The organism is Micromonospora sagamiensis (assembly GCF_014680085.1).
GTDB lineage: Bacteria > Actinomycetota > Actinomycetes > Mycobacteriales > Micromonosporaceae > Micromonospora > Micromonospora inyonensis.
The window spans coordinates 4,517,348-4,530,032 of sequence record NZ_AP023438.1 but is presented as its reverse complement, the minus strand read 5'-3'; the positions used below and the strand labels follow the sequence as shown (position 1 = coordinate 4,530,032).

General features: G+C 73.5%; 15 protein-coding genes and 1 pseudogene. 3 read left to right on the top strand and 13 right to left on the bottom strand.

Annotated elements, in window-relative coordinates; genetic code table 11:
• The first annotated feature begins 124 nt into the window (after positions 1-124).
• Both IGA62_RS19950 and IGA62_RS19945 read left to right on the top strand, forming a co-directional pair.
• Entirely contained in the window at positions 125-1,105 is a 981-nt protein-coding gene (locus IGA62_RS19950) for a tyrosine recombinase XerC (RefSeq protein ID WP_145819369.1), read from the top strand.
• 102 nt (positions 1,106-1,207) lie between these two features.
• Entirely contained in the window at positions 1,208-2,389 is a 1,182-nt protein-coding gene (locus IGA62_RS19945; RefSeq protein WP_145819370.1) for an aminotransferase class V-fold PLP-dependent enzyme, read from the top strand.
• 131 nt (positions 2,390-2,520) lie between these two features.
• Here IGA62_RS19945 and IGA62_RS19940 read toward each other — a convergent pair.
• Positions 2,521-3,120 (bottom strand): annotated as a pseudogene (locus tag IGA62_RS19940) (M23 family metallopeptidase); the annotation flags it as partial.
• Between the two features lie 165 nt (positions 3,121-3,285).
• Here IGA62_RS19940 and IGA62_RS19935 point away from each other — a divergent pair.
• Positions 3,286-3,915: a methyltransferase domain-containing protein gene (locus IGA62_RS19935; protein WP_145819371.1), complete on the top strand. Its 630-nt coding sequence runs from the start codon at positions 3,286-3,288 to the stop codon at positions 3,913-3,915.
• Positions 3,916-4,137: 222 nt separating this feature from the next.
• Here the strand turns inward: IGA62_RS19935 and IGA62_RS19930 are convergent, their stop codons facing one another.
• The 12 genes from IGA62_RS19930 to proS form a co-directional block, all read right to left on the bottom strand.
• A complete protein-coding gene (locus IGA62_RS19930) occupies positions 4,138-4,461 on the bottom strand; it encodes a DUF2469 domain-containing protein (protein ID WP_011905215.1) in 324 nt (107 codons plus the stop codon).
• Positions 4,458-5,270, bottom strand: coding sequence for a ribonuclease HII (locus IGA62_RS19925; RefSeq protein ID WP_190289189.1), 813 nt, complete (start codon positions 5,268-5,270; stop codon positions 4,458-4,460). The genes IGA62_RS19930 and IGA62_RS19925 overlap by 4 nt, the downstream gene beginning before the upstream one ends.
• On the bottom strand, positions 5,264-5,731 hold the full coding sequence (locus IGA62_RS19920) for an NUDIX hydrolase (protein WP_145819372.1): 468 nt from the start codon (positions 5,729-5,731) through the stop codon (positions 5,264-5,266). The genes IGA62_RS19925 and IGA62_RS19920 overlap by 7 nt, the downstream gene beginning before the upstream one ends.
• 85 nt (positions 5,732-5,816) lie before the next feature.
• Entirely contained in the window at positions 5,817-6,449 is a 633-nt protein-coding gene (gene lepB / locus IGA62_RS19915) for a signal peptidase I (protein WP_145819373.1), read from the bottom strand.
• Positions 6,446-7,318, bottom strand: coding sequence for a signal peptidase I (gene lepB / locus IGA62_RS19910; RefSeq protein ID WP_145819374.1), 873 nt, complete (start codon positions 7,316-7,318; stop codon positions 6,446-6,448). Before lepB (IGA62_RS19910) ends, lepB (IGA62_RS19915) begins: the two co-directional genes overlap by 4 nt.
• A gap of 158 nt (positions 7,319-7,476) precedes the next feature.
• Entirely contained in the window at positions 7,477-7,833 is a 357-nt protein-coding gene (gene rplS / locus IGA62_RS19905; RefSeq protein WP_091458359.1) for a 50S ribosomal protein L19, read from the bottom strand.
• Between the two features lie 143 nt (positions 7,834-7,976).
• A complete protein-coding gene (gene trmD, locus IGA62_RS19900; protein ID WP_145819375.1) occupies positions 7,977-8,744 on the bottom strand; it encodes a tRNA (guanosine(37)-N1)-methyltransferase TrmD in 768 nt (255 codons plus the stop codon).
• Between the two features lie 40 nt (positions 8,745-8,784).
• Positions 8,785-9,339 (bottom strand): ribosome maturation factor RimM, encoded by a 555-nt coding sequence (rimM, locus tag IGA62_RS19895; RefSeq protein ID WP_145819376.1) that lies wholly within the window; start codon positions 9,337-9,339, stop codon positions 8,785-8,787.
• Positions 9,339-9,599: an RNA-binding protein gene (locus tag IGA62_RS19890; RefSeq protein ID WP_186500323.1), complete on the bottom strand. Its 261-nt coding sequence runs from the start codon at positions 9,597-9,599 to the stop codon at positions 9,339-9,341. The genes rimM and IGA62_RS19890 overlap by 1 nt, the downstream gene beginning before the upstream one ends.
• Entirely contained in the window at positions 9,574-10,023 is a 450-nt protein-coding gene (rpsP, locus tag IGA62_RS19885; RefSeq protein WP_145819377.1) for a 30S ribosomal protein S16, read from the bottom strand. The genes IGA62_RS19890 and rpsP overlap by 26 nt, the downstream gene beginning before the upstream one ends.
• A gap of 198 nt (positions 10,024-10,221) precedes the next feature.
• Complete coding sequence (locus IGA62_RS19880) at positions 10,222-10,872, bottom strand: DUF402 domain-containing protein (protein ID WP_145819378.1); 651 nt, start codon at positions 10,870-10,872, stop codon at positions 10,222-10,224.
• A gap of 105 nt (positions 10,873-10,977) precedes the next feature.
• On the bottom strand, positions 10,978-12,384 hold the full coding sequence (proS, locus tag IGA62_RS19875) for a proline--tRNA ligase (protein ID WP_145819379.1): 1,407 nt from the start codon (positions 12,382-12,384) through the stop codon (positions 10,978-10,980).
• Positions 12,385-12,685: the final 301 nt, after the last annotated feature.

Genomic DNA, 12,685 nt, shown 5'->3' with positions numbered 1-12,685 from the left:
CGTAAGCTGAACCGGTGCAGGGGGACAACCACATCCCGGCGTGGCCGGCGCGTCGGCGCCCCGGTGGCCGGGTGCTCGGCCCCGGGAGTGGCGGTCGCGACCCGCACCGGACGGCGGGACACCGGTGAGCCGCGCCGACGACGGCACCCGTGCCCTGCACGAGGCGCTGCCGCCGCCGCTGCGCGACGCGGTGGACGAGTTCGCCCGGCACCTGGCCCAGGTACGCGACCGCTCGCCGCACACCGTCCGGGCGTACGTCGCCGACCTGGTCTCGTTGCTCGACCACACCGTCCGGATGGGCGGCCGGGTCCCGGCCGACGTGGACCTGACGGTGCTGCGCAGTTGGCTGGCGAAGCAGCGGACGATGGGGGCGGCCCGCAGCTCGCTGGCCCGCCGCGCCGCGTCGGCGCGGACGTTCAGCGCCTGGGCGCACCGGTCCGGCCTGCTGCCGAGCGACGTGGCGGCCACGTTGGCCAGTCCCCGGGCGCAGCGCGAACTGCCCACGGTGCTCCGGGTCGACGAGGCCACCGCGCTGCTCGACGCGGCCCGCACCCGTTCCGACCCCACCCCGGCCGGCACCGACACCGGCGGCAACGACGAAGCCGTCCTGCTGCGCGACCGCGCCCTGCTGGAACTCCTCTACGCCACCGGAGTGCGGATCAGCGAGGCGTGCGGGCTGGACACCGGCGACGTCGACCACGGCCGCCGGCTGATCCGGGTTCTCGGCAAGGGCAGCCGGGAACGGTCCGTGCCGTACGGGCTCCCGGCCCAGCGCGCCGTCGACGAGTGGTTACGACGCGGGCGACCCGTCCTGGCCCGGCCCGGCTGCGGAGACGCCCTGCTGCTCGGCGCACGGGGCGGACGGCTGCACCCCACCACCGCCCGGCGGATCGTCACCGGCCACGCCGACGCCGCCGGGCTGCCCCACACCAGCCCGCACGACCTGCGCCACTCGGCTGCCACGCACCTGTTGGAGGGGGGCGCGGACCTGCGCGCGGTGCAGGAGCTCCTGGGCCACTCCTCGCTGGCGAGCACACAGATCTACACGCACGTCTCGGTGGAGCGCCTCCGCGCCGCCTACCGGCAGGCCCACCCGCGCGCCTGACCGCCCGGCCCGGACGCCGGATGCGCCCCGCCGACGGAGCGCACCGACCGGCCCCTGCGGTGAACCCCGAATCCCGGACCGGACCCGGGCTACGATCATCCGGTGACCGTCCCGCAGCCCCCCACCCCGCTGCCCGGTGCCCGGATGCTGTTCTCCCTCGACCCGGCGGTCTGCCATCTCAACCACGGCGCGTTCGGTGCCGTCCCCCTCCCGGCGCAACGGGCCCAGCAGCGGCTGCGGGACGAGATGGAGGCGAATCCGCACCGTTTCTTCTCGCGCGGACTGGTCGAGCGGATCGCGCACGCCCGACGGCACCTCGCCGATTTCCTCGGTGCCGACCCGGAGGGCAGCGCGCTGGTCGGCAACACCACCACCGGGGTCGCCGTCGTGCTCCAGTCGCTCGGCCTGCGCCCCGGCGACGAGGTGCTGATGACCGACCACTGCTACGGGGCGGTCGTCCTCTCGGTGCACCGGGAGTGCCGGCGGACCGGGGCCTCGTCCCGGGTCCTCCCGGTGCCGCTCGGCGCCACCGACGAGGAGATCGTGGAGACCGTCCGCACGGGGTTGCGGCCGGGTCGGACCCGGTTGCTCGTGGTCGATCAGATCAGCTCGGCCACCGCCCGCCTGTTCCCGGTCGCGGCCATCGTCGGCGTCGCCCGCGAGCAGGGGGTGCCGGTGCTGGTCGACGCCGCGCACGTGCCCGGCATGCTGCCGGTCAGCGTGGAGAGCATCGGTGCCGACTTCTGGGTCGGCAACCTCCACAAGTGGGGGTACGCCCCGCGCGGCACCGCCCTGCTGGCGGTACGCCCGCCGTGGCGGGAACGGATCGAGCCCCTGACGGTCTCCTGGGAGCAGGAGAACGGCTACCCGGCGCGGGTGGAGTGGCAGGCCACCCTGGACTACACCAGTTGGCTCGCCGCGCCGACCGGGCTCTACGCCCTCCGCAGCCTCGGCGTGGCCCGGGTGCGTGACCACAATGCCGCTCTCGCGGCGTACGGCCAGCGGGTGGTCGGGGACGCCCTCGGCGTGGCGCCGACCCACCTGCCGGACCCCGGCGGACCGGCGGTGGCGATGCGACTCGTCCCGCTGTCGCCCGGGACGGCCACCACCATCGAGGCGGCGAAGGCGCTGCGGGACCGGATCGCCGACCGGCTCGCCACCGAGGTCGCGGTGGCGGCGTGGGGCGGTCGCGGCTGGTTGCGCCTCTGCGGCCAGGTCTACAACAGCGCCGAGGAGTACGAGCGCCTCGCGGTACGCCTGCCGCCCCTGCTCGCCCAACGCTGACCCGGCCCGGCCCCCACGCGACCGGAACGACGCGTCGCCGGGACGCGGGAACGAGGAAACGCCGGGACGACGGGACGACGTAGACGCCGGGTCGCGGAGACGACGGAGCCGGGGACCGGCGGGTCGACGCGGGGCAGCAGCCGCACCGGGACCGGCCCGAGCAGGGCGAGCGGGTCGAGATAGTCCTCGCCCCGGCGCAGGCCCCAGTGCAGGCAGGCCGGCACCGGACATCCGGCGTGCCCCGGCGACAGCTCCCCCAGCGGTGTGCCGGCGACGACCCGGGTGCCGACGCGTACCGACGGTCGGACCGGCTCGTAGGTGGTTCGCAGCCCCTCGGTGTGCCCCACGGTGATCACGGGTCGGCCGGCGACCATGCCCGCGAAGAGCACCACCCCGGCGCCTGCCGCGCGGACCGGGGCGTCGGCCGGGGCGGCCAGGTCGACACCCCGGTGGCCGGGCAGCCAGGGTCGGGACGGTGGGTCGAAGTCGCGGACCGACGGGGACGGGTCGTCCAGCGGCCACCGGAAGCCCTGCCCCGGAAACGGTCGCGGCGGGGCGGGCACCGGCGGCGCCACGGGCTTCCCGGCGGCCGGGGCCGGGCCGACCGGATCGGGACCGTGGCCGGCCAACTCGACCGACGCCCCCGACGAACCCTGGAGCACGGCCAGGGTCAACGCCACCAGCGGGGCCACCAGCAGGGCCCGGGTCCACGCCCGGTGCCGTCGCGTCATGCCTGTCACACCCCGCAGCGTGCCCGCCACAGCCGGTCGACGCCACCGGCGGATGGTCACCTGTGGACGGTGTGTCGCCCTGTGGACGAGCACCCACACCCGCCGACGATCTGCTATGCCCGGCGGTCGGCGCGGCCGGCGTCCCGGAGTCTCTACGCTGGCTCCATGGACCGCGACTGGCACGCCTGGCACGCCGACTACGACGACCCGGACTCCCCGCTGGCCCACCGGCTCGCCGAGGTGCGGCGGCAGGTCGGCGCGGCCCTCGACCGCGCACCCGCCGGTCCGCTACGGGCGCTCAGCCTCTGCGCCGGGCAGGGTCGGGACCTGATCCCCGTGCTGGCGGAGCATCCTCGGGGCGCGGACGTCACGGCCCGGCTGGTCGAGCTGGATCCGCGGAACGCCGAACTGGCCGCCGAGGCCGTCCGGGCCGCCGGGCTCACCCGGGTCGAGGTGGTACGGGACGACGCCGCGCGCACCGACGTGTGGGCGGATCTCGTGCCCGCCGAGATCGTCCTGGTCTGCGGTCTCTTCGGCAACATGACCGACACCGACGTCCGAGCGGTGGTCCGACACTGCGGGCAGCTCTGCGCGACCGGCGGCACCGTCGTCTGGACCCGGCACCGGGATGCCCCGGATCTCGTCCCGACGATCTGCGATTGGTTCGCCGAGGAGGGGTTCGCGCTGCTCTCCCTCACCGGTCCGGCGTTCCCCAGCGCGGTGGGCGCGCACCGCCTCACCGGGCGGCCCCGCCCGCTGCCACCCGGGGTGACCATGTTCGAGTTCGTCCGGTGACCTGACCGGTGTCGGGGTCCGCCGGCCGATCGACGTACCGGGAGCGGTCCCGGTGACCACTGTGGAACGCCGCGCCGTCGAACATGGTGAGGTACTCCGGGCCGGCGAGGACGCCCGGGTCACGGCACCGCGCAGCGGCGCGGCCTGCCGATGGCGACCACACCGGACGGGGTCGGCCGAGGGCGGTGGGTGGGGATCAGCCGGCGGATCGGGTGGGTGGGGTCAGCTGCCGAAGCCGGAGTCGGCGGGGAGGGAGATGTCCGGCTTCTCCAACTCCTCCACGTTGACGTCCTTGAACGTCATCACCCGGACGTTCTTGACGAACCGGGCAGGGCGGTACATGTCCCACACCCAGGCGTCGTGCATCTCGACCTCGAAGTAGACCTCGCCGTCGGAGTTGCGCACGTGCAGGTCGACCTGGTTGGCCAGGTAGAACCGACGTTCGGTCTCCACCACGTAGGAGAACTGGCGGACAATGTCGCGGTACTCCCGGTAGAGCTGAAGCTCCATTTCGGTCTCGTACTTCTCGAGATCTTCCGCGCTCATCGCACTCCGCCCTCCATGACCACATCTTCCCCCACCGGTGCCGGCGGTCGAGGCTGCTCGCCCAACGCCACGCCGACGGTACCCCCTGACCGCCCCGAACGCTCCATCGGCTCGTGGCCGTCGGCGACGACGGGTCGTCGGGAGCGGGGTGGACGCCCGTCCCGGCCCGACACCGCCGCCACGTTGACGTACGAGAATCGGTGCTCCGCGCACGGCCCGTGCTCCCGCAGCGCGGCGGTGTGCTCCGCGGTGATGTACCCCTTGTGTTCGGCGAACCCGTACCCCGGGTACCGGCCGTCCAACTCCACCATGAGCCGGTCCCGGGTGACCTTGGCGAGCACGCTCGCCGCCGCGACGCACGCCGCGACCCGGTCGCCCTTCCAGACCGCCAGCCCCGGCACGTCCAGACCGTCGACGGGGAAGCCGTCGGTCAGCACGTACTCCGGCCGGGTGGTGAGCGAGGCGAGCGCGCGGCGCATCGCGGCCAGGTTGCACACGTGCAGGCCCCGGGCGTCGACCTCGTCCGCCGGGATCACCACCACCGCGTACGCCAGGGCCCGGGCGACCACCTCCTCGTACACCCGTTCCCGGCTGGCCGGGGTGAGCAGCTTCGAGTCGGCCAACCCGTCGATCTCGCCCCGCCGGCCCTCGGGCAGCAGCGCCGCGGCGGCCACCAGCGGTCCGGCGCAGGCCCCCCGGCCGGCCTCGTCCGCGCCCGCGACGTGCCGGAAGCCCCGGCGTTGCAGCGCCCGTTCCAGGGCGTAGAGCCCGGCGTCACGGCGGACGACGGTACGTGGTGGCGTCAGCACCCCGCCTCACCTCCCAGCACCCGGGTCAGCACCGCCGGCAGGTCCACCGGGTAGTACCGCTCGGTGGTGGCTGCCAGTTCGTCCCGTCGCCACCAGCGGTGCCCGGTGACGCTGGCCCGCTCGATGTCGTCGAAGCCCGTGGTGTCCACCTCCCAGGTGGGCACGCGCACCAGGAAGAACTCCTGCTCCTGGCGGTACCACACCCCGTCGAACGGGAACTCGACCGTCTCCCGCCAGACCGGCGGCCCCAGGTCGGCGGGGGCCAACCGGAGCCCGGTCTCCTCGGCCAGTTCCCGGGCCGCCCCGGCGGCGGGCTCCTCACCGGTGTCCAGGCCGCCGCCCGGCGTGAACCAGTACCGGAAGTCGGGCCGGCCCGGGTCGGCGGCGTGGAACAGCAGGACCCGCCCGGTCGCGTCGACCAGCAGGACACGCGCCGCGCGCCGGGGGGTGGGGGCAGTCACCTCTCCAGCCTGCCAGACCGGCCCCGGGCCGGCTGCGGCCACCCTGGGGCCCACCCACGGCGACCGCGACACGACACGACGGACGTCAGGGGTTCGGGATGTCCTCGAAGCCGCTCGGCACCGACAGCCAGGTGGCCCGGCTCACCGGCCAGAAGACGGTGAAGGCCCGCCCCACCACGTCGTCGACGGGGATGGTGGCCCGGTCGACGTCCTGGAGCCGTTCCCAGTGCTCCAGCGAGTCACCGGAGGCCGCCCGGTGGTCACCCATCACCCAGAGCCGCCCCTTGGGGATGGTGACGTCGAACTCCTGGTCCGCGGGCTTGTCCCGCCGCCCGTCCACGGAGTAGACGTACGGCTCGTCCAGCGACCTGCCGTTGATCATCAGCCGGTCCTGTTCGTCGCAGCAGACCACGCGGTCGCCCTCGACGCCGATCACGCGCTTGATGTAGTCCTCGCCGTCCGGGTTGCCGCTCCACTCGGTCGGCGCCTTGAAGACGATCACCTCGCCCCGTTCCGGGGAGCGGAAGTCGTAGACCAACTTGTTGACCAGCACCCGGTCGTCGATCTGGAGAGTGTTCTCCATCGACGGCGAGGGGATGAAGAAGGTCTGCAACACGAAGGCGCGCACCAGCACCGCGACCAGGATCGCCACGCCCAGGAGGACCGGCAACTCCTTCCAGAAGGAATTGCGGGGCTTGTCGGTCTGCTCGTCAATCACGAGTGGAGCCTACGTCGCCCGGCGCGTATCGATCGACCGGAACGCGCGACAAGCCAACCCGCACCGACCAGCGGGGCGAGCGGCACCACCTGGGGCACCGGGCCCGGACCGGTCGGCGCGGGGGCGGCCACCACGCCGTCGACCTCGGCGAACGTCTCCGGCACCGGCAGCGACGACCAGCGGGAGGACGGCCAGACGACCAGGAACGCCCGGCCCACCACGTTCTCGATCGGCACCGGCCCCTGGCAGCGGGCGTCCTGCGAGACCATCCGGTGGTCGCCCAACACGAAGATCTGCCCGGGTGGGACGACCACCTCGTCGAACCGGCGGGACCGGCACTCCCGGGCGTTGGGCGGCAGGTCCAGCGGGGAGTCGCGGAGCACGTACGACTCGTCGAGCGCGACGCCGTTCACGGTGACCCGGCCCTGCGCGTCGCAGCAGGCGACCCGGTCCCCGGGGACGCCGATCACCCGCTTGATGAAGTCCTTCTCGCCGGGGCGGCTCACCCCGACGAGGTCACCGAGGGTCTGACCGAGCTTCGCCAGGAATCCCGGCTCCGGCACCCCGTCCACCTGCGGCGCCCACCGGTCGGTGCCCCGGAAGACCACCACCTCGCCCCGGGCCGGGTCACGGACGTCGTAGACGACCTTGTTGACCAGCACCCGGTCCCCGACCAGCAGGGTGTCCTCCATCGAGCCGGACGGGATGAAGAACGCCTGGAGCAGGAACGTCCGGATCAGCACGGCGAGGCAGAAGGCGACGATCAGCAGCAGCGGCAGTTCCTGCCAGAGCGGCATCTGGCGACGGGGCCGCCGAGGCCGACGCCGCCACGGGTCGACCGCGCCGTCCTCGTCCACCGATTGCACCACGCCCACTCCCGCCTCACGCGCAAACGACTACCGCCCGCCGAGCCTCGTCGAGGCTCCACGGGCGGTGGACGATCCGTCGGCACTGCTACACCCGCCCGACCAGAGTAGTGCGCCCGGTTCGAGGGACGTCCGGCGTGCCGGCCGGCGTGGCGGCGAGATCAGCTGGGCTGCTTCTCGCGCTTCTCCTTGATCTTGGCCTTCTTGCCCCGCAGCTCGCGCAGGTAGTAGAGCTTGGCCCGGCGGACGTCACCACGGGTCACGATCTCGATGCGGTCGATCGCCGGGCTGTTGATCGGGTACGTCCGCTCGACACCGACGCCGAAGCTGATCTTGCGGACGGAGAAGGTCTCCCGCAGGCCGTCACCCTGGCGGCGGATGACCACGCCCTGGAAGATCTGCACACGGGACCGGTTACCCTCGACGACCCGCGCGTGCACCTTGACGGTGTCACCGGCGCGGAAGTCGGGGAGGTCGGTCCGCTTCGACTGGGCGTCAAGGGCGTCCAGGATGTTCATCGCTGCAACCTCGTAAGGCTCACGGCGCACCGATGCTCGGCACGCGAACGGGTGATTCTGATCCTCGGGTGGTGGCCGGTGGTGACGACCCCGGTCGGGGATCCTCGTGTCCGCCCACGGCGCGAGCGGATACGGCAACCCCTCTACTCTGCCATATCCCGTGCCGGCGCCGGAAACCCGGCCCGCTCCAGCGCCGCGCGGTCCCACCGGTCGAGGTCGCCGAGCGCGGCGACCATGTCCGGCCGGCGTTCCGCCGTCCGGCGCAACGCCTCGTCCCGCCGCCACCGGGCGATCCGGCCGTGGTCGCCCGAGCGGAGGATCTCCGGCACGTCGTGGCCCCGCCAACTCGGCGGCTTGGTGTAGACCGGCGCCTCCAGCAAACCGTGCGCGTGCGACTCCTCGTCCAGCGACCCGGCGTTGCCGAGCACGCCGGGCAGCAGCCGGGTGACCGACTCCAGGATCACCAGCACCGCCACCTCGCCGCCGAAGAGGACGTAGTCACCGAGGGAGACCTCGGTCACCGGCATCCGGGTGGCGGCGTGGTCCAGCACCCGCTGGTCGATGCCCTCGTACCGGCCGCAGGCGAAGAGGAGGTGCTCCTCGGCGGCCAGCTCGTGCGCCATCGCCTGGGTGAACCGGGCCCCGGCCGGGGAGGGGACCAGCAGCCGGGGCGGCGGGGCCTGCGCCGGGGCCAGCGCGTCGAGCGCCTCACCCCAGGGCTCCGGGCGCATCACCATGCCGGGCCCGCCGCCGTAGGGCGTGTCGTCGACCGTGCGGTGCACGTCGTGGGTCCAGGTCCGCAGATCGTGTACGGCCAACTGGAGCACGCCCCGGGCCCGGGCCCTGCCGATCAGCGACAGGTCGAGCGGGGCGAGGTACTCCGGAAAGATCGACACGACGTCGACGCGCATGCGGGGGTCGCTCCTGCGGGTGTCACGGATGGAGCCGGTGTCACAGGTCGAGCAGCCCGCCCGGCGGGTCGACGACGACGCGTCCGCCGGCCAGGTCGACCTCGGGCACGATCGCCCGGACGAACGGGATCAGCGCGGTACGCCCCTCGGGGCGACGCAGCACCAGCAGGTCGGAGGCGGGCGCGTGGTCGATGCGGGCCACCTCGCCCAGGTGCTCACCGGTGGGGGTGACCACGGCCAGCCCGACGAGCTGGTGGTCGTGGAACTCCTCCGGGTCCTCCGGCGGTGCGACCCCGGCGCTGTCCACGACGAGCAGCGTGCCGCGCAGCGCCTCGGCGACGTCGCGGTCGAGCACGCCCTCGAAGACGACCAGCAGGTGCCCCTGGTGCCAGCGGGCGGACTCGACGGTCAGCCGGTCGGGCACCTGGTAGGGGACGCCCGGGCCGGGCGCCGGGTTCGCGGGCTTCGCCCCCGGTTCGGTGGTCAACACCGAGCCGGGGGCGAACCGTGATTCGGGCTCGTCGGTCCGCACCTCCACGGTGACCTCACCGCGGACACCGTGCGGCTTACCGATCCTGCCGACGACGAGAAGCATCAGTACGAGTCGACGATGTCGACGCGGACCCCGCGCCCGCCGATGGAGCCGATCACCTGGCGCAGCGCCTTGGCGGTCCGGCCGGACCGCCCGATCACCGTGCCGAGGTCCTCCGGGTGCACGCGGACTTCGAGCCGCTTGCCCCGACGGGAGTCCACCAGCCGGACGCGCACGTCGTCCGGGTGGTCGACTATCCCCTTGACCAGGTGCTCCAGGGCCGGACGGATCGCCATGTCAGGCCTGCTCGCCGGAGTCCGCAGCGGCCGGCGCCTCGGTCTTCGGCGCCTCAGCCTTCTCGGCCTTCTCGGCCTTCTTCGCCGGCTTGGCCGGGGCGTCGGTCAGACCGGCCGCGGCCTTCGCCTCGGCCTCGTACGCCTCCTGGCGGTTGACCCGCTCGGCGGCGACCTTCAGCGGCGGCGGGGCCGGCAGGCCCTTGAACTTCTGCCAGTCGCCGGTCAGCTCCAGCAGACGCTGCACCGCCTCGCTCGGCTGCGCGCCGACGGACAGCCAGTACTGGACCCGCTCCGACTTGACCTCGATGACCGAAGGGTCCTCCTTCGGCTGGTAGATCCCGACGAACTCGATCGCGCGGCCGTCACGCTTGGTGCGCGAGTCGGCGACGACGATGCGGTACTGCGGGTTGCGGATCTTGCCCATCCGCAGGAGCCGGATCTTTACGGCCACAGTCTTTTCGCTCCTGTTGCGATTCTCACCGGCCCGAACGGGCGGTGCGGCGGGTGAGAGCCGACCGGCACAGTGGGGATGGGCCGGGGACTGCTCGGTGGACTGGCGGCATGCCCGGGTTAGAGGGCGCCGGACATGCGCCGGATACCAGCCAGCCATTCTGCCAGATTCCGCGCCGCTCCCTCGCACCGGGTCGACTCAGCGCACGGGTGGGCGGTCCCAGCCCGGCGGCAGGACCGGCGGGGGCGTCCAGTCCGGCGGTGGGGTGAAGTCGCACCAGGTGCCGTCGAAGGGGAACTCTCCCGCCTCGGCGAGCGCGATCACCCGCCGCCCCTCGGCCCGGACCGCGGCCTCGTCGGCCACCCAGTAGTGCTCGGCGAGGGCGAGCCGCTCGGCGAACTCCTCCTCGTCCTTCCACTGCCAGCTCAGGTCCGGCCGGACGACCACGTCGAGGTCCTGGTCGACCATGTCGATCCCGGCGAGGTCGCCGTCGTCCCAGCGGACGCCCGGTTCCTCCAGGTTGACGTACCAGTTGGCGAAATGCCCGTCCTCGTCGGAGAACCACCAGACCGAGTGGGCGGCCCCGACGGGTAGGAACTTCAGCAGCGGCGGGCCGTTCCAGCGGCTCTTCGCCAGCCCGTACGACGGGGAGGTCACCCACTCGGCGAACGGCATCGCCCGCATGCCCCGGCCGTCGGCGCTGACCTCGCTGGCGACCGGGGAGTCCCGGGCGATCCAGATCAGCAGGCCGCGGTCGTCGTCGCTGACCACCCGGGCCGGCCGTACCCAGCCGATCCGGCCCCGCCGCACGTTCCGGTGCACGATCAGTCGCCCCGGCTCGAACCGCACCCGCGCCCTCCCCCCGTCTCGTTCACCGCGCCCTCCCCCGTTCGTTTGCAGGGGACCCCTGCTCCGCACGAGGCGGTAACAGGGGTCCCCTACAAACCACCTGAGTCAGTACGCCCGAGCGAGGATGGCGACCAGGTCGGCCTCGTCCTCCGAGTCGGGCACGGAACCGTCGGCCCGCAGCAGGCAGCGCACCGTCACGCCCTGGGCGTTCGCCTCGGCCTCGCCCGCGACACCCACCGCCGACCACGGCACCCGGGCCCAGCCGGTGGCGGCGGCCTCGATCGCCTCGGCCAGCGTGGCCACCTCCCGGGTCCGGGACTCCCGGTGGGCCAGCGCCTGCTCGTACAGCGCCCGCTGGTCGTCGGTCAGCGCGGCGAGCACCGCGTCGACCACGCCGGCCACCGGCACCGGGGTCTTCGAACCGTCCGTACGCCGGACCAGCACCGCGTTGCCGGCGGCCAGGTCGCGGGGGCCGACCTCGACGCGTACCGGATAGCCGCGCAGCTCGGCGTCGACGGCCCGGCGGCCGAACGGGGTGTCGGTGCGGTCATCGAGCGCGACCCGGACCCCGGCGTCACGCAGCGCGTCCCGGAGCTTGGCCGCCGCCTCGCCGACGCCCTCGCCGTCCTTGACCACCATCACGTACACCTGGATCGGCGCGAGCTTCGGCGGCACCCGCAGGCCGTTGTCGTCGCCGTGGCACATGATCAGGCCGCCGAGCATCCGGGTCGAGGTGCCCCAGGAGGTCGTCCAGGCGTGCTCCCGGCCGCCCTCGGCGGAGGAGTAGGTGATGTCGAACGCCTTGGCGAAGTTCTGCCCCAGTTCGTGGCTGGTGCCGAGCTGGAGTGCCTTGCCGTCGCCCATCATGCCTTCGAGGGTGTAGGTGGCGGTCGCCCCGGCGAACCGCTCCCGGGCCGTCTTCAGGCCCACCTGCACCGGGATGGCCAGCACGTTGACCATCAGGTCCTCGTACGCCTCGTGCAGGATCTTGCGGGCGTAGGCGCGGGCGTCGGAGCCGGTCGCGTGCGCGGTGTGCCCCTCCTGCCAGAGGAACTCACTGGTGCGCAGGAAGATCCGGGGGCGCAGCTCCCAGCGGACCACGTTGGCCCACTGGTTGAGCAGCAGCGGGAGGTCACGGTAGGAGTCCACCCACTTGGCCATGAACTCGCCGATGACCGTCTCGCTGGTCGGCCGGACCACGACCGGCTCGGCGAGCTGCTTGCCACCACCGTGGGTGACCACCGCCAGCTCGGGCGAGAAGCCCTCGACGTGCTCGGCCTCCCGCTTGAGGTAGCTCTCCGGGATGAAGAGCGGGAAGTACGCGTTCTCCGCCCCGGCGTCCTTGATCCGGGCGTCCATCTCGGCCTGCATCCGTTCCCAGATGGCGTAGCCGGCCGGTCGGATGACCATGGTGCCCCGCACCGGCCCGTTGTCGGCGAGCTTCGCCTTGGCGATCAGGTCCTGGTACCAGCGGGGGAAGTCCTCCGCGCGGGGAGTGAGCACGCGTGCCATGACCGGACATCCTATGCGCCCGGCCAGCGGCGGCCGCGACCGGACGCGGGTCCCGTCCTCCGGGCGCGGCGGGTCCCGCACTCCGGGCATCCGGCGGGTCCCGTGTTGCATCCGGCGGGTCCCGTGTTCCCGGCGCGGCTCCCGGTCCCGGACGCGGCGGGTCCGGTGCCCCGGGCGGCCCGGCAGGCGGCTCTGCCATCATGAGGTGGTCGTCTCCGGGCTGCCGGACCGCACCGCCCGCCTCCCGGTCGCCCGGCGACCGGGACGGACGACCCGGCGGGCGACGCGGAGAACGGAGAGG